19 protein-coding genes are annotated in these 24,624 nt (G+C 67.9%); 8 read left to right on the forward strand and 11 right to left on the reverse strand.

The window, feature by feature from the left end:
* Nucleotides 1-7 precede the first annotated feature (7 nt).
* A complete protein-coding gene (locus tag AC3FJ6_RS07125; RefSeq protein ID WP_488771265.1) occupies nt 8-601 on the reverse strand; it encodes a GNAT family N-acetyltransferase in 594 nt (197 codons plus the stop codon).
* 19 nt (nt 602-620) lie between these two features.
* On the reverse strand, nt 621-1,499 hold the full coding sequence (locus AC3FJ6_RS07130; RefSeq protein ID WP_488771266.1) for an AAA family ATPase: 879 nt from the start codon (nt 1,497-1,499) through the stop codon (nt 621-623).
* A 507-nt stretch (nt 1,500-2,006) separates the two neighbouring features.
* Between AC3FJ6_RS07130 and AC3FJ6_RS07135 the strand changes: the two genes are divergently transcribed.
* Together AC3FJ6_RS07135 and AC3FJ6_RS07140 are read left to right on the forward strand one after the other, a co-directional pair.
* Entirely contained in the window at nt 2,007-2,351 is a 345-nt protein-coding gene (locus AC3FJ6_RS07135; RefSeq protein WP_066738862.1) for a c-type cytochrome, read from the forward strand.
* Nucleotides 2,352-2,364: 13 nt separating this feature from the next.
* The gene (locus tag AC3FJ6_RS07140) at nt 2,365-2,763 is read left to right on the forward strand and encodes a c-type cytochrome (RefSeq protein WP_488771267.1); all 399 of its coding nucleotides are present in this window, start codon (nt 2,365-2,367) and stop codon (nt 2,761-2,763) included.
* Nucleotides 2,764-2,894: 131 nt separating this feature from the next.
* Here the strand turns inward: AC3FJ6_RS07140 and aroG are convergent, their stop codons facing one another.
* The gene (gene aroG, locus AC3FJ6_RS07145) at nt 2,895-3,974 is read right to left on the reverse strand and encodes a 3-deoxy-7-phosphoheptulonate synthase AroG (protein WP_153947633.1); all 1,080 of its coding nucleotides are present in this window, start codon (nt 3,972-3,974) and stop codon (nt 2,895-2,897) included.
* Between the two features lie 475 nt (nt 3,975-4,449).
* Here aroG and AC3FJ6_RS07150 point away from each other — a divergent pair, with 475 nt between their 5' ends.
* Nucleotides 4,450-5,505, forward strand: coding sequence for a class I SAM-dependent methyltransferase (locus tag AC3FJ6_RS07150; protein WP_488771269.1), 1,056 nt, complete (start codon nt 4,450-4,452; stop codon nt 5,503-5,505).
* A gap of 67 nt (nt 5,506-5,572) precedes the next feature.
* Here AC3FJ6_RS07150 and tldD read toward each other — a convergent pair whose 3' ends face one another.
* The 3 genes from tldD to AC3FJ6_RS07165 all read right to left on the reverse strand — a co-directional run bounded on the left by tldD (nt 5,573) and on the right by AC3FJ6_RS07165 (nt 12,302).
* Nucleotides 5,573-7,033, reverse strand: coding sequence for a metalloprotease TldD (gene tldD, locus AC3FJ6_RS07155; protein WP_153947635.1), 1,461 nt, complete (start codon nt 7,031-7,033; stop codon nt 5,573-5,575).
* Between the two features lie 69 nt (nt 7,034-7,102).
* Nucleotides 7,103-7,927, reverse strand: a complete 825-nt coding sequence (locus tag AC3FJ6_RS07160; protein ID WP_488771271.1) for a carbon-nitrogen hydrolase family protein — start codon at nt 7,925-7,927, stop codon at nt 7,103-7,105.
* Nucleotides 7,928-7,997: 70 nt separating this feature from the next.
* Nucleotides 7,998-12,302, reverse strand: coding sequence for a YhdP family protein (locus AC3FJ6_RS07165; RefSeq protein WP_488771272.1), 4,305 nt, complete (start codon nt 12,300-12,302; stop codon nt 7,998-8,000).
* Between the two features lie 231 nt (nt 12,303-12,533).
* Here AC3FJ6_RS07165 and glnE point away from each other — a divergent pair, with 231 nt between their 5' ends.
* Together glnE and rrtA are read left to right on the forward strand one after the other, a co-directional pair.
* Nucleotides 12,534-15,404, forward strand: coding sequence for a bifunctional [glutamate--ammonia ligase]-adenylyl-L-tyrosine phosphorylase/[glutamate--ammonia-ligase] adenylyltransferase (glnE, locus tag AC3FJ6_RS07170; RefSeq protein ID WP_488771369.1), 2,871 nt, complete (start codon nt 12,534-12,536; stop codon nt 15,402-15,404).
* 94 nt (nt 15,405-15,498) lie between these two features.
* Nucleotides 15,499-16,062 (forward strand): rhombosortase, encoded by a 564-nt coding sequence (gene rrtA, locus AC3FJ6_RS07175; protein WP_488771370.1) that lies wholly within the window; start codon nt 15,499-15,501, stop codon nt 16,060-16,062.
* Between the two features lie 238 nt (nt 16,063-16,300).
* Here the strand turns inward: rrtA and mprA are convergent, their stop codons facing one another.
* The 4 genes from mprA to AC3FJ6_RS07195 all read right to left on the reverse strand — a co-directional run bounded on the left by mprA (nt 16,301) and on the right by AC3FJ6_RS07195 (nt 21,333).
* Nucleotides 16,301-17,887: an MprA protease, GlyGly-CTERM protein-sorting domain-containing form gene (gene mprA / locus AC3FJ6_RS07180; RefSeq protein WP_488771371.1), complete on the reverse strand. Its 1,587-nt coding sequence runs from the start codon at nt 17,885-17,887 to the stop codon at nt 16,301-16,303.
* Nucleotides 17,888-18,093: 206 nt separating this feature from the next.
* Nucleotides 18,094-18,576 (reverse strand): hypothetical protein, encoded by a 483-nt coding sequence (locus AC3FJ6_RS07185; RefSeq protein ID WP_254775842.1) that lies wholly within the window; start codon nt 18,574-18,576, stop codon nt 18,094-18,096.
* A 57-nt stretch (nt 18,577-18,633) separates the two neighbouring features.
* Complete coding sequence (gene recN, locus AC3FJ6_RS07190) at nt 18,634-20,370, reverse strand: DNA repair protein RecN (protein ID WP_488771273.1); 1,737 nt, start codon at nt 20,368-20,370, stop codon at nt 18,634-18,636.
* 45 nt (nt 20,371-20,415) lie between these two features.
* Complete coding sequence (locus tag AC3FJ6_RS07195) at nt 20,416-21,333, reverse strand: NAD kinase (protein WP_400394951.1); 918 nt, start codon at nt 21,331-21,333, stop codon at nt 20,416-20,418.
* A gap of 156 nt (nt 21,334-21,489) precedes the next feature.
* On the opposite strand from AC3FJ6_RS07195, the gene hrcA reads away from it, so the two are divergent.
* The 3 genes from hrcA to AC3FJ6_RS07210 all read left to right on the forward strand — a co-directional run bounded on the left by hrcA (nt 21,490) and on the right by AC3FJ6_RS07210 (nt 24,209).
* On the forward strand, nt 21,490-22,542 hold the full coding sequence (hrcA, locus tag AC3FJ6_RS07200) for a heat-inducible transcriptional repressor HrcA (RefSeq protein WP_400394952.1): 1,053 nt from the start codon (nt 21,490-21,492) through the stop codon (nt 22,540-22,542).
* 111 nt (nt 22,543-22,653) lie between these two features.
* The gene (gene hemH, locus AC3FJ6_RS07205) at nt 22,654-23,769 is read left to right on the forward strand and encodes a ferrochelatase (RefSeq protein WP_488771274.1); all 1,116 of its coding nucleotides are present in this window, start codon (nt 22,654-22,656) and stop codon (nt 23,767-23,769) included.
* Nucleotides 23,770-23,813: 44 nt separating this feature from the next.
* Complete coding sequence (locus tag AC3FJ6_RS07210; protein WP_153948958.1) at nt 23,814-24,209, forward strand: RNA-binding S4 domain-containing protein; 396 nt, start codon at nt 23,814-23,816, stop codon at nt 24,207-24,209.
* Between the two features lie 67 nt (nt 24,210-24,276).
* On the opposite strand, the gene AC3FJ6_RS07215 is transcribed toward AC3FJ6_RS07210, so the two are convergent.
* Nucleotides 24,277-24,432, reverse strand: a complete 156-nt coding sequence (locus AC3FJ6_RS07215; protein ID WP_180863143.1) for a hypothetical protein — start codon at nt 24,430-24,432, stop codon at nt 24,277-24,279.
* Nucleotides 24,433-24,624: the final 192 nt, after the last annotated feature.

Consider the following 24,624-nt stretch of genomic DNA (forward strand, 5'->3'; position numbering starts at 1 on the left):
ACTCCGATCAACGCGGACGTTCGAGCTGGTATTGCAAATGCGCGCGCACCGTGGGCCATTCGCTGGCGATGATCGAGAAGACCACCGTGTCGCGCAACGATCCATCGGGCATGCGCAGATGGTTGCGCAGCACGCCGTCCTGCTTGGCGCCCAGGCGCGCGATGGCCGCGCGGCTCTGGTGGTTCATCCAGTGCGTGCGGAATTCCACCGCGATGCAGTCGAGCGTCTCGAACGCGTGGCGCAGCAGCATCAGCTTGCACTCGGTGTTGAGCGCGGTACGTTGCACGCGCTTGGCGTACCACGTGGAGCCGATTTCGACGCGGCGGTTCTTGCCGTCGATATTCATGTACGTGGTCATGCCGGCCACACGGCCATCGGCATCGAGCACCGTGAACGGCTGCATCGAATCCTGCGCCTGCAGGCCCAGGCGGCGCTCGATCTCGGCGGCCATGCCCTCGGGGGTGGGCACGCTGGTGTACCACAGGCGGAACAGTTCGCCGTCGGCGGCGGCCTCGCGCAGGCCGGGCAGGTGCCCGGCCGACAGCGGCGCCAGCGTGGCGTGTTGCCCGGTCAGCGTGACGGGCTGGACGAATTTCGTCATCGTCATTCGCCTATGTCGGTCAGCGGTTGGCGCGGTTCATGAACACCAGGCGCTCGAACAGGTGCACGTCCTGCTCGTTTTTAAGCAAAGCGCCATGCAACGGCGGAATGGAGGCCTTGCGGTCGGGGCTGCGCAATGCCTCGGCGGGGATGTCCTCGGCCATCAGCAGCTTGAGCCAGTCGATCAGTTCCGACGTGCTGGGCTTCTTCTTCAGGCCCGGCAGGTTGCGCATCTCATAGAACGCCTCCAGCGCCGCGGCCACCAGCTCGCGCTTGATGCCGGGGTAGTGGACGTCAACGATCTGCTGCATCGTTTCGGCGTCGGGGAACTTGATGTAGTGGAAGAAGCAGCGGCGCAGGAACGCGTCGGGCAGTTCCTTTTCGTTGTTCGACGTGATGATGACCAGCGGGCGATGGCGTGCCTTGATCAGTTCGCGCGTCTCGTAGACGTAGAACTCCATGCGGTCCAGTTCGCGCAGCAGGTCGTTCGGGAACTCGATATCGGCCTTGTCGATCTCGTCGATCAGCAGCACCACGGGCTGCTCGGCTTCGAAGGCCTGCCAGAGCACGCCCTTGACGATGTAGTTCTTGATGTCGTGGACGCGGTCGTCGCCAAGCTGGGAGTCGCGCAGGCGCGACACCGCATCGTATTCGTACAGGCCCTGCTGGGCCTTGGTGGTCGACTTGATGTGCCACTGCAGCAGCGGCATGCCCAGCGCGGCGGCCACTTCCTCGGCCAGCATGGTCTTGCCGGTGCCGGGCTCGCCCTTGATCAGCAGCGGGCGCTGCAGCGTGCGCGCGGCGTTGACGGCCAGCTTCAGGTCGTCGGTGGCCACATACTGGGCGCTACCTTCGAACTTGACCTGCTGGGACGGATTGGCGTTGGCGGAGGTGGACATGAGGCAACCTGGGTGTATCGCTGCCGGCCTGCCAGGCAGGCCGGTCGAATGACAATGGGAAACAACAACCGGCTGGGCCGAAATCGTGCAACAACGGGCGGCAACAACCCCAGATTCGGCCGGAATGGGCCAGTATAAGAGCAGATCGACATTCGCGTTCAGTGGGGCTCACCCCAAGGCGCACGCCGTGGACTGGCGCGTGCACGCTGCGGTACAATGCGCCGGTTTGACGCGCCCCCCAGTCAATATCCTCCTCACGCCCGGCAGTTCTGTCACCAGAGACATGGCAGATCACCGGGAGGCGGCAACAGCGCGAGATGGTTGCAGAATGGTGTTAGAGCACCGCGGCACATCAGCATATCGCCCCGGCTGCGCCTTTGTCTGACCGGCTTCGCCCGTGGCAGATCTCCGGCAATCCGCTCCCCATCCCCATTCGTAGCACGCCGTCTGGCGCCCCAATCAGGGGCAGGTCACACGCGGTTTAACACTTCCCAATCAGCTACGAAAATGAAAAAGCTCCTCACGATGGTAGTGTTGGGCGCGGCCGCAACGGCAGCGCATGCCCAGGACAAGGGCAATGTCGACACCGCCCGCGACAAAGTGGCCATGTGCATCGGCTGCCATGGCATTCCGGGTTATCGTGCGTCGTTCCCCGAGGTCTATCAGGTGCCCATGCTTGGCGGCCAGAGCGCCAAGTACATCGAGAACGCGCTGCACGGCTACAAGAAGGGTGATCGCAAGCATCCGACCATGCGGGGGATTGCCGACAGCCTGTCCGACCAGGACATCGCCGCCGTGGCTGCGTACTACTCGCAGCAGAAGGGCGACACGCAGAACAATCCGCTCAAGTAAAAGGGCCCTGATCATGAAGATGCTGAAAGCTGTTTCGTTCGTGCTGGGTGCCGTCGCGCTTGGCGTTTCTGCCATGTCCGCCTCGGCGGCCGATATCGCGGCCGGCAAGGCGCTCGTGGAAAAGGGCGGCTGCGTGGCCTGCCACGGCAAGGACCTGAACGCGCCGATCTCGCCCGACTATCCGAAGCTGGCTGGCCAGCATCCGGACTACCTCTATCACGCGCTGGCGTCCTACCAGGTCAGCGGCAACCCGCTGGTGGGCCGCACCAATGCCATCATGGCCGGTCAGGTGAACAGCAACCCGGCCGTGACCGGCAAGGACGGCAAGCCGCGTCCGTTCACGCGCGCCGAGCTACGGGATATCGCCGCCTATATCGGTTCGCTGAAGGGCGACCTGGTCCTGAAGAAGTAAGCGCCCGCACGTTGCCTGGTTGCCGTCGCACCCATCGAAAGCCGCCCTCCGGGGCGGTTTTTTGTTGCGGCGCGTCCAAAAAACAACGCCGACCGGAAGGTCGGCGTTGCCGCTTGTCGCATGACAGCCAGTCAGTTGCCGCTGCCCGTGGCCAGGCGGCGCTGCTTCACCGCATTGGACAGCGTTTCCAGGATCGACAGCGAATCGTCCCAGCCGATGCAGGCGTCGGTGACCGACTGGCCATAGGTCAGGTTCTCCACCGGCGTGCCCTGGACGTGGTCCTGGCGGCCGGCCACCAGGTGCGATTCCACCATGACGCCAATGATGCGCTGGTCGCCGCCAGCCACCTGGCGGCCGATGTCCTCGCAGACCGGCAACTGGTTTTCATGCTTCTTGCTGCTGTTGGCGTGCGAGGCATCGATCATCAGGCGCGCGGCCAGGCCGGCCTTCGAGATGGCGTCGCAGGCTTCCGCCACGCTGGCGGCGTCGTAGTTCGGCGTCTTGCCGCCGCGCAGGATGATGTGGCAGTCCTCGTTGCCAGACGTCGACACGATGGCCGAGTGGCCGCCCTTGGTCACCGACAGGAAATGGTGCGGCTGCGAGGCGGCCTTGATCGCATCGACGGCGATCTTCACGTTGCCGTCGGTGCCGTTCTTGAAGCCGACCGGGCACGACAGCCCCGACGCCAGCTCGCGGTGCACCTGCGATTCCGTGGTGCGCGCACCGATGGCGCCCCAGCTGACCAGGTCGGCAATATATTGCGGGCTGATCATGTCCAGGTACTCGGTGCCGGTCGGCACGCCCATTTCGCTGATGTTCAGCAGCACTTCGCGTGCGGTGCGCAGGCCGTCGTTGATCTTGAAGCTGCCGTCCATGTGCGGATCGTTGATCAGCCCCTTCCAGCCCACCGTGGTACGCGGCTTTTCGAAATAGACGCGCATGACGACCTCCAGCTCGCCCGCGAAGCGGTCGCGCTGCACCTTGAGCAGCTTGGCGTATTCCAGGGCCGCGCGCGTGTCATGGATCGAGCACGGTCCGATGATGACGATCAGGCGGTCATCCATGCCATGCAGGATCCGGTGCATGGCCTGGCGGGCGCCATAGATCACGTCGGACGCCGCCTCGGAGCAGGCGAACTCGCGGATCAGGTGCGCGGGCGGCAGCAGTTCCTTGAGTTCTCGAATACGCAGGTCGTCGGTGTTCTTCAGCATGATGGCTCCGGGTCTTGTGAGGTCGTGGGTCTGGTTGGGGTTCTGCGTGGCGACCGGCGGGCATAAAAAAACCGCCAGGTTCGCTGGCGGTTTCTTTGTATTCAGGGCTGCCTACAGCTGTCCCTCTCTATCCGCCAGCGGTGTGAGATGCCAAAAGAAGTAAAAGTAAAACTTGGCGGACATGGCGGAAATCGGATCGGCTGTAGCGAGCTTGTGTCGGTTTTACGCTGATGCGTGAAATTTATGCTGCGGCGCGAGAGTGCTGGGCATTTTATTGCGCCGCAATCCCGAAAACTGCCGGATGCAGCCGCCGCCCGCGCGACAACGAAGCATCTTTATAGCGCGTTTCCACGGCGCTGGCAAGCGGCAGGTGCAACAGATTTAAGCAAATGCAGAGTATCCCTGCTGCCTATATTGGTATTGCGTGCTGCCGCGCGCACCGAACAAGAAAAGTGGAGCAGGGGAGGTGCCGATCATGTCTGTCGATGAAACAAAGCTGAACGCCTTCATGGAGCGGTTCGTCCAGGATCTTGGCGCCGTGATGCACGCGGCGACGGTGGTGGTGGGCGACGAGCTGGGCCTGTACAAGGCCATGGCGGAAAAGCCGATGACGGCGGCCATGCTGGCCGAAAAAACGCGCACCGACCCGCGCTACCTGCGCGAATGGCTGTCGGCGCAAGCCGCCAGCGGCTATGTCGAATACGACGCGGCCACCGACATGTTCTCGCTGACCGAAGAGCAGGCGTTCGCGCTGGCGCAGGAGGGCAGTCCGGCCTTCATTCCAGGGGCGTTCCAGATTGCCGTAGCGCAATTTCGTGCCATCCCGAAGATGATCGACATTTTCCGAAATGGCCGTGGCCTCGGCTGGCACGAGCACGATCCTGCCCTGTTCCATGGCACGGAGCGGTTCTTCCGGCCCGGCTATGCCGCGCATCTGGTCAGCGAGTGGATACCGTCGCTGTCGGGCATGGAAGCCAGGCTGGCGGCCGGGGCTGCCGTGGCCGATGTCGGCTGTGGCCATGGCGCTTCGACGATCATCATGGCGCAGGCCTTCCCGCTGGCCACATTTCGCGGGTTCGACTACCACGAGCCGTCGATCCGCCATGCCGCCGAAGCCGCGCGCCGCGCCGGCGTGGGCGACCGCGTGACCTTCGAGGTGGCGTCGGCCAAGGAATTTCCGGGCGCCGGCTACGATCTGGTGACGGTATTCGACTGCCTGCACGACATGGGCGATCCGGTGGGCGCCGCGCGCCATATCCGGGACGCCCTGAAGCCAGACGGCTGCTGGATGATTGTCGAGCCGTTTGCCAACGACAACCTGCAGGACAACCTGAACCCCGTGGGGCGCGTGTTCTATTCGGCGTCGACGTTCATCTGCACGCCGGGGTCGCGTTCGCAGGAAGGGGCGATGTGCCTGGGCGCGCAGGCGGGCGAGGCGCGCCTGCGCGGCGTGGCGGAGCAGGGCGGCTTCCACGGCTTCCGGCGCGCGGCGCAGACGCCGTTCAACCTCGTGTACGAGGTCAGGCCCTGATATCGCGCCGGAAAAAGAAAACGGCCGCTGATGCGGCCGCTGTCTCAAGGTCAGGCTGTCCGGGCAGTCAGGCCGTGCCGCCCACCGTCATGTTCTCGATGCGCAGCGTGGGCTGGCCCACGCCGACCGGCACGCTCTGGCCTTCCTTGCCGCAGACGCCCACACCCGAATCCAGGCGCATGTCGTTGCCGATCATCGTCACGTCCTTCAGCGATTCGGGGCCGTTGCCGACCAGCGTTGCGCCCTTGACCGGGTACGTGATCTTGCCGTCCTCGATCATGTAGGCCTCGCTGGCCGAGAATACGAACTTGCCGTTGGTGATGTCCACCTGGCCGCCGCCGAAGTTCACGGCATACAGGCCACGCTTGACGCTGGCGATGATTTCCTGCGGGTCGCGGTCGCCGTTCAGCATGTAGGTGTTGGTCATGCGCGGCATCGGCAGCGCGGCGTAGCTTTCGCGGCGGGCGTTGCCGGTGACCGGCATCTTCATCAGGCGCGCGTTGAGCGTGTCCTGGATAAAGCCGGTCAGGATGCCGTCCTCGATCAGCGTGGTGCACTGCGTCGGGTTGCCCTCGTCGTCCAGGTTCAGCGATCCGCGGCGGTTCTCGATCGTGCCGTCATCCACCACGGTCACGCCCTTGGCGGCCACGCGCTCGCCCATCCGGCCGGCGAAGGCCGACGAGCCCTTGCGGTTGAAGTCGCCTTCCAGGCCATGGCCCACGGCTTCGTGCAGCAGCACGCCGGGCCAGCCCGGGCCCAGCACCACGGTCATTGCGCCGGCCGGGGCGGGACGCGCCTCCAGGTTGACCAGCGCGGACGCCACGGCCTCGTCCACGTACTTGCGCAGCAGGTCGTCGGTGAAGTAGCCATACGCGTAGCGGCCGCCACCACCGGACGAACCGATCTCGCGGCGGCCGTTCTGTTCGGCAATGACCGTGACCGACACGCGCACCAGCGGGCGCACGTCGGCGGCGATCACGCCGTCGCTGCGCGCCACCAGCACCACGTCGTATTCACCGGCCAGGCCGGCCATGACCTGTACTACGCGCGGGTCCTTGGCGCGGGCCAGCTTCTCGATCTTTTCCAGCAGCGCCACCTTTTCGGTGGCCGTCATCGAATCGAGCGGGTCGTTGGGCGCGTAGAGGTTGCGGCCCGTATGCGACGCCATGCTGCCGGCCACCTTGACGCGGCCGCTGCCGGCGCGGCCGATCGTGCGCGTGGCCGCGGCGGCCTGCGACAGCGCAGCCAGGCTGATGTCGTCCGAATAGGCAAAGGCGGTCTTGTCGCCCGATACGGCGCGCACGCCCACGCCCTGGTCGATGCTGAAGCTGCCCGACTTGACGATGCCTTCCTCCAGGCTCCACGCCTCGTTGCGGGTGTGCTGGAAGTACAGGTCGGCGTAGTCCACCTTGTGCGTGAAGATGTCGGCCAGCACGCGCTGGAGCGTGGCCTCGTCAAGGCCGTACGGTGCCAGCAGCAGCTGTTGCGCGGTGGCCAGGTTGCGAATTCCGAGATCTCCGGCGTTCATGATTGTCCTTGTCTTGAACCCCATGGCGACCCGGGCCACGGGGAAATGCAAACAGTAATGCCCTGAATCCTACAGTACGCGATGGCGCAGCGCCGGCAGGTTCTGACGCACTTCGGCCAGCCGGGCCGGATCGACCACGCCCGACACCACCCCTTCGCCTTCGGGCAGCACGGCCATCAGTTCGCCCCACGGGTCCACCAGCATCGAATGCCCCCAGGTGCGGCGGCCGTTTTCATGCTTGCCGCCTTGTGCAGCAGCCAGCACATAACATTGATTTTCGATGGCGCGGGCGCGCAGCAGGATTTCCCAGTGGGCTTGCCCGGTGGTGTAGGTGAAGGCAGCCGGCATCAGGATCAAGCTGACGCCTTCGCCGCCCTTTGCCAGGCCGCGATACAGCTCGGGAAAGCGCAGGTCGTAGCAGATCGACATCGCCACGCGGCCACAGGGCGCATCGAACGCCACGGGCGTCTTGCCGGCCAGGATCGTGCGCGATTCGTCGAAATTCTCGTCGCCCCTGGTAAAGCCGAACAGGTGGATCTTGTCATAGCGGGCCACGCGTGCCCCGTGCGGGTCGAAGGCCAGCGACGCGTTGTAGACGCGATTGTCGTCTGCGCACCACATCGGCAGCGTGCCGCCCACCAGCCAGATCCGGTGCCGGCGCGCGGCATCGGCCAGGAATCGCTGCACCGGGCCGTCGCCGTCGCGCTCGCGGATGGCTACCTTGTCCGATTCATGCCGGCCCATCATGCAGAAGTATTCGGGCAGCAATACCAGGCCGGCACCGCCATGGGCGGCTTCCGCGATCAACGCGTCGGCGCGGGCAAGGTTGTCGTCGAGCGACGTGCCCGTCACGGTCTGGATGGCGGCGACGCGGAACGGATGGGCTGCGGTCATCGTGGCTTCCTGTATCGGGTGGGGGCGGGGAGGGGTCGTGGGGGCAGGCAGAGGACCGGATCGCGCGGCTTCAGCGGGTAAAGATGCCCGAACGGTCCTGAACCGGCGCCTGGCGCGACTTATTGTCCTCCACTTTGGTGACCTTGGGGTCGGCCCACGATCCGCTCACATGATAGTGCTGCGTGAAGACCTTCGAGACCTCGTCCGCGAACAGCAACTGGGCCGCCAGCGTGCCGATGCCGAGCACCGGGTTGATGAACGCGGCCGCCACCGATGTGGTGGTGGCGTTGATGCGCGGCACCACGGCCACCTGCAGGTCCTGCGTTTCATGAAGCAGGTCCGCCGTGCCGGTCATCGAGGCCATCACCTGGCTGCCCTTGAAGCGGAATTCGTCGATCTTGCCCACGCCGTTCTCGATGGTGCCCGATCCGGTGATGTCGTCGAACACCAGCCCCTTGCTGGCCAGCGAGCGGAAGTCGAGTGTGGCAAAGCGCAGCAGGCTCTGCAGGCTCAGCACGCCCAGCAGCCGCGCCGCGCCCGGTTCCACGCTGAGGATCTGGCCGTTTTCCAGGCTCAGGTTCAGCCGGCCAGACAGGGTCGGGTAGTCGATCGACATCGGCGACCCGCGCCACGCGATGCGGCCTTCCAGCGACCCTTTGCCGTCGCGCACCGTGTGGGGCAGGCCGAAGCGGTCCAGCACGTCGCCGGCGTTGCGGACGTCGAGCTTGAAGTTGAGCAGCGTGCGGCGGCCTTCGGTGGGCGAGACATTGCCTTGTGCCGCCGCCTCGCGCAGGCGGCGCGGCAGGCGCCAGCTGCCGCTGCCGGTCAGCGTGGCGCCCGGCTGCTCGATGCTCAGGCTGTCCAGTGTCCAGACCGGCTGGTTGTCGGTATGGCTGGTATGGGCCTTGACCTCCAGCTTGCCGAAGTCGCGGCCATGCAGCACGAACCGCTCGACCGACAGGTCCAGCGCGGGCATTTCCTCGACGCTGCGCGTGATGGCCTCGGTCATGTGGCCGTCGTCGGTGGCGTCGGGGATGTCCAGGTGCGACAGCCGCACGGTCAGCGACCCGGCCGGATTGGTGCTGTCGCGCCGCCACTGGCCGTTGCCGGTGATCTGGCGCGATGCCATCTGCAGGACCCAGCCGCCGCCTTCGCGGTTGGCGTCGATCGTCACGTCGTTCAGCACGCGGCCGAAGGCATCGAGCGATTTGGTGCGCACATTGACGCGCTCGGGCAGGAACGGTGACGAACGGTCCACGTCGCCGGCCGGCTGGCGGTCGTTCGACGCCGGGGCGAGCACGGAACGCCAGGCGTCCACGTCGAGCCGGTCGGTGTTGATCGCCACGGTCACGCCGCTGGCCGGCAGTGGGGCAGGCTGGCCGACGCCGATGCCGCCCGCGATCACTTCGGTCGTGTCGCCCCGGCGCAGCACGTAGCGCGCGGCGGCATTGTTGCCGAACTGGATCGTCATGTCGTCCAGCCCGGCGCGGGTGGCCGAGGGGCGCAGGTCGAAGCGCAGTGGCAGGTCCTGTCCCGCCAGCTTGGCCAGGGGGGGCGGCAGGTCGAGCGCGAGCCCGTTGAGATCGGAGGCCATCTGCACCTGCAGGCGCTTGTCGCGCACGCCTACCACGGCGCTGTAGGACGTGCTGCCCTCGATGCGCTTGCCCAGCGCCGCGGCGCCGGCGCCCAGGACATCGCGCAGGCCCTGTGCCGTGGCCGTGCCACCAATGGCCACGTGGGTGGTGCCGTCCGGCTGGGTGCCGCCGGTCAGGCGGGTTTCGCCCCCCAGGAAGCGGCCGCGCACATTGTGCAGCTGGAAGCCGTGCTCGTCGAAGGCGACCGCGCCGGTGGCGCCGAACAGCGTGGGCAGCTCCGGGAACAGCGTCACGTCGTTGCCGGGGAAGCGGAATTCGCCGTTGACCTTCGATCCTGCGGCATGGTTCAGCGGCAGGTCGAGCTTCAGTTTCAGTTCGCCGTGGCCCGGCGCGCGCGCGTTATCGGTCACGCTGGCGGTCCAGCCCCTGACCGGCGTGGTGGCCACATAGCGCAGGAAGCCCTGCACCGGGCCGGTGGCGCCGCCGTCGACCGCCAGGTGGCCGTGGTCGCTCAGGTCGTCGATCCTGCCGCCGACGTCGCGCAGCACGATCCCCGGAATGCCGCGTACGCCGGCCTGTTTGACCTGGAACGACATCGTGCTGCGCTCGAACAGCAGGTCACCGGAGATGTCGGTGAAATCGGGCCAGGCCATGCCGGCGGCGGCGTTGGCGCCCGCGCCGTTGCCGCCGGCGGTGCCGCCGACGTTCGGGCCCGTCTCATGCGGGGCGATCTGGTAGCTCACGTTGCGTACCGGCACTTCCACGCGGAAGTCGCCGGCCTTGGCGAACGGCGGGTGGAACGGAAAGTGGTACAGGTCGCCCTTGACCAGGAACTTCACGTCGTAGGCCTCGCCGCCGACCAGCGCGCCTTCCAGGTAGTGGCGCGTGGCGGGCATGGTTGACGGCAGGTAGCGCGGCACACGGTTGGCCAGTGCGCGATCCAGCTCGCCGGACAGGTCGGCAATGCCGCTATGGCCGTCGCCGCCCGCGCGCCAGCTGCCGCGCACCGTGCCGGCGGTGTCGGCGTTGGCAAATCGGATGCCTTCGGTGGTCACCACGAGCTTGTTGTCGGTGTCATGGCGCCAGCGCACTTCGCCGCGCAGTTCGTCGAACGGCACGAGCGGGTCGTCGAATACGCCGGGGAAGCTCAGCGTGGCGCCGGTGCTGTCCACGCGCGCCGTGCCCTGGCGGTCGTCGAAGCTGAAATTGCCGGACAGGCGGCTGAAGCCGGGCGTGCCGGTGTGGGGTTTGCCGTCCGGGCCCACGGCCGGCACCGCCGGCTGGCTGTTGACCGATACGCTGCGCAGCGTGCCCTGCACCGTGTAGTGCGGCGCGCCGGGCCCGCGCGACAGCAGGCCCGCCCGCTCGCGCGACCAGGTGACGTCGAGGTTGTCGATATGGCCGGCCGGCTGCAGCGCGCGCAACTGGCGCAGCATGGCCGTATCGATCGGCATCGACGTGGCCAGCGCGCGCACCGTGTTCAGGTCGAAGGTCGGGGCGCGCAGCGCGAACTTGCGCAACTGGCCGGCGTTGTCGCGGGCCCAGTCGATGGTGACCTTGCGCATGCCGTCGCGCCACGACGCATCGGTGGCGGAAGGCGGCCCGGCCTGCGGTTCGCCCTGCCAGAGCAGCGTGTCGATGGTCAGCGAGTTGTTGCCCGTGCGATCGCCCTTGTGCAGCAGCAGCGCCTGCGCGTTGGTCAGCTTGAGCGGCTCGGTGGCGCCCGTCAGCAGCAGGTCCACGCCCGTCGCGCGCAGCCGCAGCTGGCTGCGCAGCACATGGCCGCCGCGGATTTCCACGGTGCCGTCGGTGCTGAAGACGCCGCTGTTGACATTGTCGAAGACCGCCAGGTATCGCTGCACCACGGGCAGCTGCAACTGGTTGAAGGCCCAGCTGGCCTGGCCGGCCCAATGCCGCCAGTTGCCGGCGCCATGCAGGTAGTCGTGCCGCAGGCTGGCCTGGAAGACCAGCGGCTGCGGCGCCAGCGATGCGCTCCGTGCCTCCAGGCGTACCGCGTGCTGCACGCCGTGGCGTTCGGACGTGAAGTGGATGTCGGCCACATCGAGCTGCGGCAGCTTCGCCTTTTCGTCGAGCCAGCGCAGCTTGCCGCTTTTCAGCTCGATACGGCCCTGCGACAGCAGCCAGTTCAGGAACGGATCGTCCTCGCTGGACGATCTGGTGGCCTCGATCGGCACCCCGGCCACCAGCAGCGCGCCCTTGTCGGTACGACGGATCAGCACGTCGGTGCGGTCTGCCGTCAGGCTGGCGAACTGCAAGGTCAGTGCGGGCACCGATTGCCAGGACAGCTTGCCTTCGAGCGTGCCGGCCGACAGCAGCATGCGGCGGTCGCGGTCCACCGCCTGCACGTTGCTGGCGCGGAACGCCGGATGCCAGCCATCCCAGTAGGTATCGAGCTGGCCGATGGTGAGATTGGCGGTCAGCGCGGCGGACCCCTGCTGCTCCAGCCACTGGCGCGCGGTGTGGGCCTGCGGCCAGAGCACGAAACGGATCAGCAGGACGGCGACGATGGCCAGCGCGGCCAGCACGGCCACGATACGCACCAGCATGCGCCAGAGCCGGCCCCAGGCCGGGTGCCGCGCCAGCGCGCGCAGCCCTTGCCAGACCAGGCCCGGTCCCTTGCGCACGCGCGCCAGCACGCGCCGGCCACGGCCGGGCGCGGCGTGTTGCGAAGCGGGGGGAGCGGCGACCGCGGCGGTACCGTCACTGCCCGCGCGGGGGGATGCGGAACCGTCGTCCGGGGCGGTGGGGCGGCTGGACATGCGCAGATTATCCGACAATACTAGCCGCTCTCCAAAGTGGTGCGCGCAAGCGCCACCGCGGTCTCTACGGCGCCTGCCCGATAAAGCAAAGTAACTGGAATGACTGTCCCTGATCCGACGAGTTCCGCCGCGGGCACCGCCCCGGCATCGACTGGCCCGCAGCACCCCCTGGATGGCGCCGGAACCACTTCGATCCTGGCATCGCCGGGCGCCGCCGGACCGATCGGCAACATGGCCCAGGGGGCCTTTGCCACGATGACGGCGCAGGGACTGACCCCCGCCGATTGCGAGGGTCACGTATTGTACTCGGCGGCGTACTCGCATTACGCGCGGCGCGTGCTGGCCGCGCGCGCGGGGCTGCCTGGCGTGGTGGCGCAGGCCGTGGCCGGCCCGATCACGCGCGAATGGATGGAAGCCCGCCTGCAGGCCCTGCACGCGCCATCGGCCGATGCCGAGGCCGCCGCGGGCCAGGCGCTGCGGCGCCTGCGCGCCGAAGTCATGTGCGTGGTGATCGAGCGGGACCTGCGCGGGCTGGCCACGCTGGCCGAGATCACCGGCGCCATGACCGACCTGGCCGAACTGTCGATCCAGTATGGCCTGCGCGTGCTTGGCGACGACTTGGCGGCCACCTTCGGCCAGCCCACCGGCGACCAGAGCGGCGAGGTGCAGGAACTGGTGGTGGTCGGCATGGGCAAGCTGGGCGGGCGCGAGCTCAACGTGTCGTCCGACATCGACCTGATCTTTCTCTACGACGAGGATGGCGACACGCGCGGCGGGTCGCGCAGCCTGTCGAACCACGAATACTTCATCCGGCTGGGCCGGCGGCTGATCACGCTGCTGTCGGAAGTCACCGGCGACGGCTACGTGTTCCGCGTGGACATGCGCCTGCGCCCGAACGGCGACGCCGGCCCGCTGGTCTGCAGCTTCGGCATGCTCGAGGAGTACCTGGTGGTGCAGGGCCGCGAGTGGGAACGCTATGCATGGATCAAGGGCCGCGTGGTGTCGACCGTCGATACCCCGCATGCCGCGCGCGCCGCCGCGCTGCTGGGCCGCATGACCACGCCGTTCGTGTTCCGCCGCTACCTGGACTACGGCGTGATCGCCGCCATCCGCTCGCTGCACGCCCAGATCCGTTCGGAAGCGGCCAAGCGCAGCGGCGGACTGGCGGGCCATGGCGTGAACCAGCGATCGTTCAACATCAAGCTCGGCCGGGGCGGTATCCGCGAGATCGAATTCATGGCCCAGGTGTTCCAGCTGATCCGTGGCGGCCAAGACCCCGCGCTGCGCGTGCGACCCACCCTTGAAGTGCTGGACGTGGCCGTGGCGCGCAACCTGCTGCCGGCTGGCCAGGCCGAGCAGCTGGCCGATGCCTACCGCTTCCTGCGCCAGCTGGAGCACCGGCTCCAGTACCGCGACGACGCCCAGACGCATCACCTGCCCACGTCCGACGACGAACGCCAGGCCGTGGCGCTGATGATGGGCTGCGCAGGCTGGGACGCGTTGGTCGCGCAGATGAACACGCTGATGGACCAGGTGGCGCAGCAGTTCGAAGCCACCTTTGCCGATCCGTTCGCCGACGGCGAGACGGCGCAGAACGAGCCGCTGTGGCCGGCGCTGGTGCGCGAGGAAATGGCGTCGCGCGCCACGCAGTCGAACCCGGGCGACGATGACGACGAGACCGATCCGCAGTCGTCGCCGTGCCAGGCGCTGCAGGCGGCGGGCTTCAGCGACTGCACCGGGCTTTACGACCGTCTGCGGGCCATCGGCACGTCGATGCGCTATCGCGCGCTGTCGGAAACCAGCCGCGGCCGCTTCGATCTGCTGGTCAACCGTGCGCTGGACCTGGCGGTCAAGCAGGACGATGCCGACGCCACCATCGCGCGCTTCCTGGACTTCCTCGATGCGATCAGCCGCCGGGCCTCTTACCTGTCGCTGCTGTCCGAATACCCGCAGGCGATGGATCGCGTGGCACAGACGCTGCACGCGTCGCGCTGGGCGGCCACCTACCTGACCCGGCATCCGCAGCTGCTCGACGAACTGCTGGACAGCGATGCGCTGGCCAGCGCGCCGGACTGGGCCGGTTTCCGCCAGCGGCTGTCGGAGCGGCTGCAGGCGTCCGACGGGCAGGTCGAAACGCAGATGGACATCCTGCGCCGCGAGCACCATGCCGAGACCTTCCGCATCCTGCTGCAGGACCTGCAGGGGCTGCTGACAGTGGAGCAGGTGGCCGACCGCCTGTCGGACCTGGCTGATGCCATGCTGGAGGTCACCATGCAGGTGGTGTGGCGCCAGCTGGCCACGCGCCATTGCGAGTCGCCGCGTTTCGCGGTCATCGCCTACGGCCGGCTGGGCGGCAAGGAACTGGGCTACGCGTCGGACCTGGACCTGATTTTCCTGTACGACGACGACCATGAACGCGCGCCCGACGTCTACGCCGCGTACGCGCGCCGGCTGATCACCTGGCTGACCAGCCATACGGCGGCGGGCATGCTGTTCGATGTGGACACGCGGCTGCGGCCGAACGGGGCGGCGGGGCTGCTGGTGACGAGCTTCGACGCGTTCCGGCGCTACCAGCTGCGCGAGGGCGACAATACCGCATGGGTCTGGGAGCACCAGGCGCTGACGCGGGCCCGCTTCTGCGCCGGCGACCGCGACATCGGCAACCGGTTCGAGGACCTGCGCGACGAGATCCTGCGCCAGCCGCGCGATGCCGTGGCGCTGCGCGAGGAAATCGTGCAGATGCGCGCGAAGGTGGCCGAGGGCCATCCCAACCCGACCGCGCTGTTCGACCTCAAGCACGATCGCGGCGGCATGGTCGATATCGAATTCACGGTGCAATACCTGGTGCTGCTGCACAGCGGCGCGCATCCGGAACTGACGCGCAACGCGGGCAATATCGCGCTGCTGCGCATGGCCGGCGTGCTGAACCTGATCGACGCCGGGCTGGCGCTGGCCGTGGGCGATGCCTACCGGCTGTTCCGGGCGCGCCAGCACAAGCTGCGGCTCGACGGCCAGGACCAGGCGCGTGTGGCGCCCGACAGCGTGGCCGGGCAGACCGCGTCGGTGCGCGCGCTCTGGCAATCGGTGTTCGGCGAACGCTGAGGCGCAGATGAGCGCCGTGCAGCGGTCGCCGGCCGCGCCGCCGCCATTGGGGCCATCGCCCACTCAGCAACCGCGCCTGCCCGGATGGCCGGCCATGCTGGCCACCGTGGCCGGCGTGGCGGCCGTGTCCGGGCTGTTCACCTTTGTGCCGTGGTGGCACGCGCACGGGCTCTATGTGCGTGACGCCGTGCGTCTGGACGGCCAATGGTGGCGCGTGCTGACGGCGATGTGGGCGCATCTGGACTGGCGCCACTATCTGTCCGACGTGGCCGCCACGGCGGGCCTGCTGCTGCTTGCCGGCCGCGTGGCCCGTGTCCGCGAGATGCTGGCGGTATTGCTGATCTGCGGCGTGGCGGTGCAGGTGGCGCTGCTGCGCATGCCCGAGGTGGGCTGGTACGGCGGACTGTCCGGCGCCACGCACGGCCTGGCGCTCTGGACGGCACTGCGGCTGCTGCAGGCCCCCGGGTGGTCGCGCGGGATCGGCGTGGTGACGTGCGTGATCGTGCTGGGCAAGGTCTGGATCGAACAGTCATGGCTGGCGGCCATCGTGTTCGATCCATCGTGGGGCTTCGGCGTAGTACGCGGCGCGCACGCGGCCGGCGCGGTGGCCGGCCTGGCGTGCTGGCTGTTGCAGGAGTGGTGGGGGCGGCGGCGCTGATTGGCGGGCCCTCTTGGGGCCAGCGGCGGCGCTGATTGGCAGGCCTGCCCTCTCCCCCGGCCCCTCTCCCGCCTTGCGGGAGAGGGGAGTAAATCGGTGGCGCTGGGCATGCCTCGGGTGTTCTCCCCTCTCCCGCAGGAGCAAGCCGGTGGCGCAGGGCATGCCTCGGGTGTTCTCCCCTCTCCCGCGCGCGGGAGAGGGGCGGGGGAGAGGGCCGGCGCTGGCGTCGCGATTGTGTCTACTGGAGCGCCCGCCGCCGCGTGCCGAAGCCAACCAGCCCGATCCCCAGCAGCACCGCCGCACTCCACGGCGAGAACGCACCGCCACCGCCACCGCCACCCCCGCTATCGGCGGCCGTGCTGGTCGATGTGGACCCGGTGGACGGCGGATTCGGTGCCGCCGCCAGCGCGGCGTCGGCATCGAGCAGGCCCGCGCCGCACTTGCCGGTGTTGCCGCTGCGCGTGCAGTACGTCCCCGCCGGATGGGCGCGTGCGGTGTTCTTCAGCACCGCGGTGACCTGGGCGGGCGTCAGCGCCGGGTTGACCGCCAGCATCAGCGCCACCACGCCCGACACCATTGGCGCCGAGAAACTGGTGCCCTGCGAGCTGATGATGTTGTAGGTGGTCGGCCCGGCCGTGCCCGCGTTGGACAGCGTGCGGATGAACGACTGGCCCCCCGTGCAGCCTGTCGCCACGTTGTTGGAAACGATGACCTTGGAGTTGCCGCAGCCGCCTCCGGGCGCGCTGATGGTCACTTGCGGGCCCACGTTGGCAAAGCTGGCGTTTTCGCCATCGTTGGCGTGTGCCGTCACGGCGATCACGCCCGCGCAGTCGGCCGGCGCCTCGACCGCGCCGGCCGAATTGCCGGCGGCGGCCACCACGATCACCCCTGCGGCGTTCAGGTCGTTCACGGCCTGCTGCTCGATGCTCGAACAGGTGCCGCCGCCCAGGCTGACGTTGACCACCTTGGCCGGCGTGGGGTTGTTCGGCACCCCGGGCACGGTCAGGCCGCCCGCCCACCGCATGCCATCGACCGTATCGGACAGCAGGGCGCCGCAGCGCCCCGACACCCGCACCGGCTGGATGCGCGCATTCCAGTCGACCCCCGCGATACCGCTGGCGTTATTGGTCGCCGCGCCCAGCACGCTGGCCACGCGCGTGCCATGCCAGCTGCTGTCCGTGGCGCCGGAGCCGTCGGGGCAGGTGCTGCCGGACGGCACGTAGTCGCCGGGGTCATGCGCGTCGGTGTCGCGTCCGTCGCCATCGACCGATACCGAGGTGGCACTGATGAAGTCATAACCGGCAACCAGCCGGCCCGCCAGGTCGGGGTGATCGAGATAGCCGGTGTCCACCACGGCGATCACCACGCTGGCGCTGCCCCGCGAACGGTCCCAGGCGCGCGACAGGTTGGCCGCGCCGGGCGTCACTACGGGCGATCCCATATAGAGCGACTGGGTCGCGAAATCGGTGTCGTTCGGTACGGTGTCGTGCAGTTGCAGCCAGCGGTCGGGCACGGCATCGGCCACGCGCGGGTCCTGGCGCAGCCGCCTGGCCACGGTTTCCGGATCGTCGCCGCGGCTGTCCTTGACCGTCAGTAGCTGCATGGCGTTGGCCATCGGCCGCCTGACCGACAGCGCCAGGCCGGTATTGGATTCCACGCGGCGCATGCGCGTGGTGTCGGCGCTGGTGTCGATGGTCTGGCCGACGTCGCGCCAGCGGACGATGTAGTTGCCGGTGTAGCGTGGCGCCGGTCGTCCGATGCGGGCCAAGGCGGCCGGGGCGGGCGCGGCAGCCGATGCTGATGCTGACGCCGATGCCGCCGGCATGGCGTCGGCCCGGGAGACCCCCGGCAGGCCGAGCAGGGCGCCGGCCGCCATCGCCAGCAAGATCGGCGCGATCGAACCTTTGCGGAATTTCAGCGTTGCGTACGACATCTGCACTCCCGTGGAGAACGTTTGATGCGGACTGCTGACAGAACTGCTGATAAATCAGTATGGTTGGCGTTGCGCGCCGGGTGCCTTGGGCTTTGGGCTTACGGGTTGGGCATGTCGCGGCTGACCGGCTTGCCGCGATGCGGGCGCAGCATCCGGTCGGGCGTGGCCGATGCCACGCGCGGCGCCGCCTGCAGCGTGGCCACGGCCTGATCCAGCGTGACATCGGCCGATGCCGTGATCGCCGTCACCAGCCAGACGCCGCCCGACATCGGCCGCTTGACGACGTAGCGCACCGGACCCTGCACCTCGGCCAGCAGCTTGCCGGCATCCTCCGATGCCGTGACCTCCGGCGGTGCAAACTTGACCAGGATGTCGCCGATGGCACGGTCGTCAGTAATGCTGCCGCGCGGCGGCGCGAACGACTTCGATTCCGAAGCGCAGCCCGACACGGCGGTCAGCGCGGTCAGGCCCAGCGCCACCAGTACGGAGGCACCCAGGTGACGGGCGAACCGGCCGGCGGTCGGTACAACCACCGGGCCAACCGTGGTGCGGCGGGTGGATGGCAGCTTGCCATGGGTCATCGGTTTGAAACTCCTGTCCTGGTTTGCGTGGGGGCCGGTTTGCACGGGCGATGGGGCTCAGCCCGCCGCGCGGCGCGGCTTCCTGCCGCCGCCTTCGCGCGGCGCATTGGCCGCCTGCGCCGCGGCGCGGGCACCCTGCGCCAGCATCTCTTCGGCGTGTTGCATCGTCGTGGCCGTGACCGTGGCGCCGCCCAGCATGCGCGCGGTCTCGCTGACGCGGCCTTCGGCATCCAGCAGGCGGATGCGCGAACGCGTGACCGCGCCGGCCTTGTCGGTCTTGCTTTCCTTGCTGACCAGCAGATGGGCGCCGGCCTGCGCGGCCACCTGCGGCAGATGCGTCACGCACAGCACCTGGCGCGAACGGCCCAGTTCCTGCAGGCGACGGCCCACCACCTCGGCCACGGCACCGCCGATGCCGGTGTCGACCTCGTCGAAGATCAGGGTCGGGGTGGGCGCGGCCTCGCTGGTGATCACCGAGATCGCCAGGCTGATACGGGCCAGTTCGCCGCCCGATGCCACGCGTGCCAGCGGCCGCGCTGTGACGCCCGCGTGGCCGGCGACCAGGAATTCCACCTGTTCCAGCCCGTGGCTCTGGCCTTCTTCGAGCGGGTGCAGGGCCACGGCGAATGTGCCGCCGGCCATCGACAGCCCCTGCATGGCATCCGTGACGGCGGCCGACAGGGCGGCGGCGGCCACCTTGCGGGCGGCCGACAGATGCTGCGCCAGCGTCAGGTAGGCGGCGCGGGCGGCGGCTTCGCGCGCCAGCACCTTGTTGATGTCCTGGGCGGCCTGCAGGTCGTCGAGTTGCTGCTTGCGGGCCAGCAGTTCGTCGGGCAACTGCTCCGGCGGCAGGCGGTACTTGCGTGCCGTGGTGTGCAGCGCCTGCATCCGTTCTTCCACGGCCTGCAGCCGCTCGGGGTCGAGTTCGAGCCGGTCCACGTAGCGGGTCAGCGAATGGGCGGCCTCCTCGACCTGCACCAGCGCCGGTTCCAGGGCGGCCAGCACGTCGCGCAGGCCCGCATCGACATCGGCAAGCTGCTGCAGCCGGTGCACCACGCCGTTGAGCACCGACGCCACGGCGCCATCGGATTCGGACAGCGCGTCGAGCGCCGCGCGGCTGCCGTCGATCAGGCCGGCCGCATGCGACAGGCGGTTGTACTCGGCCTGGATCTCTTCCCACTCGCCGGCTTGCGGCGCGAGCTTGTCGAGCTCGCCCACCTGCCATTCGAGCCGCTCGCGTTCGAGCTGCATCTCGCGCGACTGGTGTTCCACGGCTTCGCGCTGCGCGCGCGCGGCACGCCAGGCGCGCCAGGCCTCGGCCACCGCGCCGGCCTGCTCGGTCAGCCCGGCGTGGGCGTCGAACAGGTGCCGCTGGGCGTCCGGGCGCAGCAGTTGCTGGTGCGCGTGCTGGCCGTGGATGTCCACGAGCTGGTCGCCCACCTCGCGCAGCTGCGCCAGCGTGGCGGCGGCGCCGTTGATGAACGCCTTGCCGCGGCCCGAGGCATCGACGGTGCGGCGCAGCAGCACGGTGTCGTCGTCGCCGGCCAGTTCGCGCTCGGCCAGCCAGGCATCCAGCGCGGGATGGGTCAGGAACGTGGCGCTGATACTGGCGCGCGCCGCGCCTTCACGGACCACGCCGGCATCGGCGCGTTCGCCCAGCACCAGGGCCAGCGCATCGATCAGGATCGACTTGCCGGCGCCGGTTTCGCCGGTAAATACGGTGAATCCGGCCGAAAAGTCGAGGTCGAGCGTGTCGACGATGACGAAATCGCGGATGGACAGGCTGCGCAGCATCTTGGGCGGTTGGTGGCGTCAGGCGGGATACGGGGAAGGGCGGGCTCAGAGCCGGTTGTCTTCGGTCGGATACTCGTGCCAGTGCAGCTTCTTGCGCAGCGTGGCGTAGTAGTTGTAGCCCAGCGGGTGCAGCAGGTTGACGGTCTTGGCCGAGCGGCGCACGACGATCCGGTCGCCCGGCAGCAGCGACGCCAGCGACTGCATGTCGAAGTTGACGCTGACATCGCGCGCGCTGGCTACCTCGATCGTGACTTCGGCGTCGTGCGGCAGCACGATCGGCCGGTTCGACAGGGCGTGCGGGGCGATCGGCACCAGCACCAGGCCCGACAGCGTGGGATGCAGGATCGGGCCGCCGGCGGCCAGCGCATAGGCGGTGGAGCCGGTGGGCGTGGACACGATCAGGCCGTCCGAACGCTGGTTGTACATGAAATAACCGTCCACGGAGACGGCCAGTTCCACCATGCCCGAGATGCCCGAGCGGTTCACCACCACGTCATTGAACGCCAGCGCCGAGAAAATGACGGCATCGTCGCGGATCACGCGCGATTCCAGCAGCATGCGGCATTCGGCCTCGTAGCGGCCGGCCAGCATTTCGGGCAGCGTCCGGGTGACGTCCTCGAGCGGAATGTCGGTCATGAAGCCCAGCCGGCCATGATTGACACCGATCACCGGCACCTCGTGGCCGGCCAGCTGGCGGGCCAGGCCCAGCAGCGTGCCATCGCCCCCGAGCACCACGGCGACGTCGGCCTCGCGGCCGATTTCGTCGGGACTCAGCACCGGATAGCCGGTCAGTCCGGTCGCCATGGCGGTCTCGCGCTCGAACACCACATCCTGGCCATTGCGCAAGATGCAGGACGCCAGTTCTTCCAGCGGGCCTTCGATACCGGCGGTCGAATGCCTGCCCACCAGGGCGACGGTCTTGAACGGAGCGCGCAGGGCGCTGGTCTTTGAGGGGGCAGACATGGCGGGATTAGAACATACCGGGATGCCCATTGCCAGCTTCGGCCCGGCGCCGCCGGAACGGGTGCCGGCGGCACCTGCCGGCCGACAGCGATCGTGCGCCCGCCATGCGCGGGCGGACGCCCGAACGGGCCAGTTTTGATTAAAATCCCCAGCATCATGGACGAACGTTCTAAAACGCTGCTCAAGACCCTGATCGAGCGATACATCGCCGAGGGGCAGCCCGTGGGCTCGCGGACCCTGTCGAAGTACTCGGGTCTGGACCTGTCGCCGGCGACCATCCGCAATGTGATGTCGGACCTCGAGGAAATGGGTTTCATTGCCAGCCCGCATACGTCGGCCGGCCGGGTTCCCACGCCCCGCGGCTACCGGCTGTTCGTCGACACGATGCTGACGGCGCGCCCGCTGGAAGGTCCGCCCGGCCTGAACGCCGAACTGGCCGGCCTGAAGGACGAGATCCAGGGGCAGATGGCCAGCCAGCAACTGGGCCCGCAGCGGATGATCACGGCGGCGGCCCATACGCTGTCGAACCTGTCGCGCTTTGCCGGCGTGGTGATGACGCCACGGCGCGCCCAGGCGTTCCGGCAGGTGGAATTCATGCGGCTGTCGGACAAGCGCATCCTGCTGATCATCGTCAGCCCAGAGGGCGACGTGCAGAACCGCATCATCCAGACCGAACTGTCGTACACCCCGGCCCAGCTGATCGAGGCCGCCAACTTCTTCAACACCCACTACGCGGGCATGAGCTTCAATGCCGTGCGCGACCATCTGCGCGGCGAACTGCAGGCGCTAAGGCGAGACATGTCGTCGCTGATGCAGGCCGCCGTGGAGGCCGGCAGCAGCGCGATGGCCGAGGACAATACCGAGCAGGTGGTCATCTCGGGCGAGCGGCGGCTGCTGGAGGTGGAAGACCTGTCGTCGAGCATGGACAAGCTGCGCCGGCTCTTCGACGTGTTCGAGCACAAGACCAGCCTGTTGCAGCTGCTGGACGTGTCCAGCCACGCGCAGGGCGTGCAGATCTTCATTGGCGGCGAAAGCCAGCTGGTGCCGCTGGAGGACATGGCCGTCATTACCGCGCCCTACGGGGTCGATGGCCAGATCGTCGGCACGCTGGGCGTGATCGGACCGACGCGGATGGCCTACGAGCGGGTGATCCCGATCGTCGACATCACGGCCCGGCTGCTGTCGAGCGCGCTGAGCCAGAACTCCTGATGCGGTGCCGGTGTCTGTCCTTACGGGCCGGGCACCGCCGGCCGGCTACCATTGCATGCTCCCGACCCCATTCCCGATTGCCAGCGCCCCGGCATCCGAAACGGAAACCCCATGACGTTTTCGCCTGAACCGGCATACCAGCACGGCCAGCCGCCGCGCACCGCGATCCTGCTGATCAACCTTGGCACCCCCGACGCCCCCACGCCCAAGGCGGTGGGCCGCTATCTGAAGGCGTTTTTGTCCGATCCGCGCGTGGTGGAGATCCCGCGCCTGGCCTGGCTGCCCATCCTGCATGGGCTGATCCTGCCGTTCCGTTCGCGGGCGTCGGCCATGAAGTACGAATCGATCTGGCTGCGCGAAGCGCATATGACCGGATCGCCGCTGCTGGTCCACACCGAGCGCCAGGCGCATGCGCTGCAGTTGCTGATGCACAAGCTCGGTCATGACGTGACCGTGGCCTGCGCCATGCGCTATGGCAATCCGTCGATCGGCTCGGTCATGGAGGCGCTGCGCCGGCAGGGCACCGAACAGATCCTGGTGCTGCCGCTTTATCCGCAGTACTCGGGCACTACCACAGCCACCGCGTTCGACAAGCTGTTCCGTGTGCTGGCCGGATGGCGCAATCAGCCGGAAGTGCGGCTGATCAAGCACTTTCACGATCATCCCGCCTACATCGCGGCGCTGGATGCCCAGGTCAGGGCGTACTGGACCCGCCATGGCGTGCCTGACTTTGCGCGGGGCGACAAGCTGATCCTGTCCTTCCACGGCCTGCCGCGCCGGCTGCTGGACCTGGGCGACCCCTATCACTGCGAATGCCTGAAGACCGGCCGCCTGCTTGGCGAGGCGCTGGGCCTGCAGCCGGGCCAGTACCAGGTGACGTTCCAGTCCCGTTTTGGCAAGGCCGAATGGCTGCAACCCTATACCGCACCGACGCTGACGGAACTGGGCCGGGTTGGCACACAACGGGTGGATGTGTTCTGCCCCGGTTTTCCGGCAGACTGCATCGAGACGCTTGAGGAAATTGCGATGGAAGGGCAGAGCGAGTTCCGGGTGGCAGGCGGGCAGGACTTCCATTTCATTCCATGCCTGAATGATGCCGAGCCCTGGATCGCCGGTCTGGCCGACATTGCCCTGCAGCATCTGCAGGGCTGGCCGCTGTCCATACCCCATCCGCACGAACTGGAAGCGCGGCGCGGGCGTGCCCAGGCACGCGGCGCGGCGGCCTGAAGGAAAGCCATGGCGGCGGGCAAGCCGTCAGGAAGGATTTGACGATGCAAGTGGATTTCGAGGCGGGTGCGCGGATGCGCATCGACAAGTGGCTGTGGTGCGCGCGGTTCTTCAAGACCCGCTCGCTGGCGGCCGAGGCGGTGGACCGTGGCCGGGTGACGGTCAACGGGCAGCCGGTCAAGAATTCACGGGAAGTGAAGCCCGGCGATACCGTGGTGCTCGAAGCCCATCAGCAGCGCTGGGAGGTGGTGGTGAAGGGCGTGCCGGCGTCGCGCGGCGCAGCGCCCATCGCCCAGAGTACTTATGAGGAAACCCCGGAAAGCCAGGCCCGGCGCCAGGCGGAGTCTGATCGGCGGCGCATGCAGCCGGAGCCGACCGCGGAACTGCAGGGGCGCCCGACCAAGCGCGACCGGCGCAGGATCGACAATTTCAGAGGGTAGGAAATCGGAAATGTCAGCGATCCGGTCACGGCAGGGCTGCCGCGGCCGGGCGGTGTGAGGGCGGGGGTTAACGGACGTACTGCACGAGGTAGTGCTTGAATACGGCCTTGCCGCTGCCATACTCGGTGTCGCGTGGCGCCACCGCTTCGGACAGACAGATAAAGGCCGTCATCGCCGACAGAACGGCGACGACACAGAACGTCACGACTGGTAGCTTGTGCATGGCGAAGCGTCCCGAAGATGCACCAAATTGATCCACCTTTCTGCTCCCGTTATTTTTGTCATTTTTTCCTGCATTGAATCTTAGTGTTTGCGTTGCAGCAAATCAATGAACAGGGGATTGCATCAAACAGGCCTTTGTAACGGCGTATTTCGGGGTCTCTGAACCCGCACACTTGAAAAACTGGAAGCGTGG

It is taken from the genome of Cupriavidus sp. 94F1 (assembly GCF_057798875.1).

Excerpts from the sequence above, each read along its gene's own strand:
- AC3FJ6_RS07125 (WP_488771265.1), bottom strand. The coding sequence starts at position 601 with ATGACGAAATTCGTCCAGCCCGTCACGCTGACCGGGCAACACGCCACG.
- AC3FJ6_RS07130 (WP_488771266.1), bottom strand. The coding sequence starts at position 1,499 with ATGTCCACCTCCGCCAACGCCAATCCGTCCCAGCAGGTCAAGTTCGAA.
- AC3FJ6_RS07135 (WP_066738862.1), top strand. The coding sequence starts at position 2,007 with ATGAAAAAGCTCCTCACGATGGTAGTGTTGGGCGCGGCCGCAACGGCA.
- AC3FJ6_RS07140 (WP_488771267.1), top strand. The coding sequence starts at position 2,365 with ATGAAGATGCTGAAAGCTGTTTCGTTCGTGCTGGGTGCCGTCGCGCTT.
- aroG (WP_153947633.1), bottom strand. The coding sequence starts at position 3,974 with ATGCTGAAGAACACCGACGACCTGCGTATTCGAGAACTCAAGGAACTG.
- AC3FJ6_RS07150 (WP_488771269.1), top strand. The coding sequence starts at position 4,450 with ATGTCTGTCGATGAAACAAAGCTGAACGCCTTCATGGAGCGGTTCGTC.
- tldD (WP_153947635.1), bottom strand. The coding sequence starts at position 7,033 with ATGAACGCCGGAGATCTCGGAATTCGCAACCTGGCCACCGCGCAACAG.
- AC3FJ6_RS07160 (WP_488771271.1), bottom strand. The coding sequence starts at position 7,927 with ATGACCGCAGCCCATCCGTTCCGCGTCGCCGCCATCCAGACCGTGACG.
- AC3FJ6_RS07165 (WP_488771272.1), bottom strand. The coding sequence starts at position 12,302 with ATGTCCAGCCGCCCCACCGCCCCGGACGACGGTTCCGCATCCCCCCGC.
- glnE (WP_488771369.1), top strand. The coding sequence starts at position 12,534 with ATGGCCCAGGGGGCCTTTGCCACGATGACGGCGCAGGGACTGACCCCC.
- rrtA (WP_488771370.1), top strand. The coding sequence starts at position 15,499 with ATGCTGGCCACCGTGGCCGGCGTGGCGGCCGTGTCCGGGCTGTTCACC.
- mprA (WP_488771371.1), bottom strand. The coding sequence starts at position 17,887 with ATGCCGGCGGCATCGGCGTCAGCATCAGCATCGGCTGCCGCGCCCGCC.
- AC3FJ6_RS07185 (WP_254775842.1), bottom strand. The coding sequence starts at position 18,576 with ATGACCCATGGCAAGCTGCCATCCACCCGCCGCACCACGGTTGGCCCG.
- recN (WP_488771273.1), bottom strand. The coding sequence starts at position 20,370 with ATGCTGCGCAGCCTGTCCATCCGCGATTTCGTCATCGTCGACACGCTC.
- AC3FJ6_RS07195 (WP_400394951.1), bottom strand. The coding sequence starts at position 21,333 with ATGTCTGCCCCCTCAAAGACCAGCGCCCTGCGCGCTCCGTTCAAGACC.
- hrcA (WP_400394952.1), top strand. The coding sequence starts at position 21,490 with ATGGACGAACGTTCTAAAACGCTGCTCAAGACCCTGATCGAGCGATAC.
- hemH (WP_488771274.1), top strand. The coding sequence starts at position 22,654 with ATGACGTTTTCGCCTGAACCGGCATACCAGCACGGCCAGCCGCCGCGC.
- AC3FJ6_RS07210 (WP_153948958.1), top strand. The coding sequence starts at position 23,814 with ATGCAAGTGGATTTCGAGGCGGGTGCGCGGATGCGCATCGACAAGTGG.
- AC3FJ6_RS07215 (WP_180863143.1), bottom strand. The coding sequence starts at position 24,432 with ATGCACAAGCTACCAGTCGTGACGTTCTGTGTCGTCGCCGTTCTGTCG.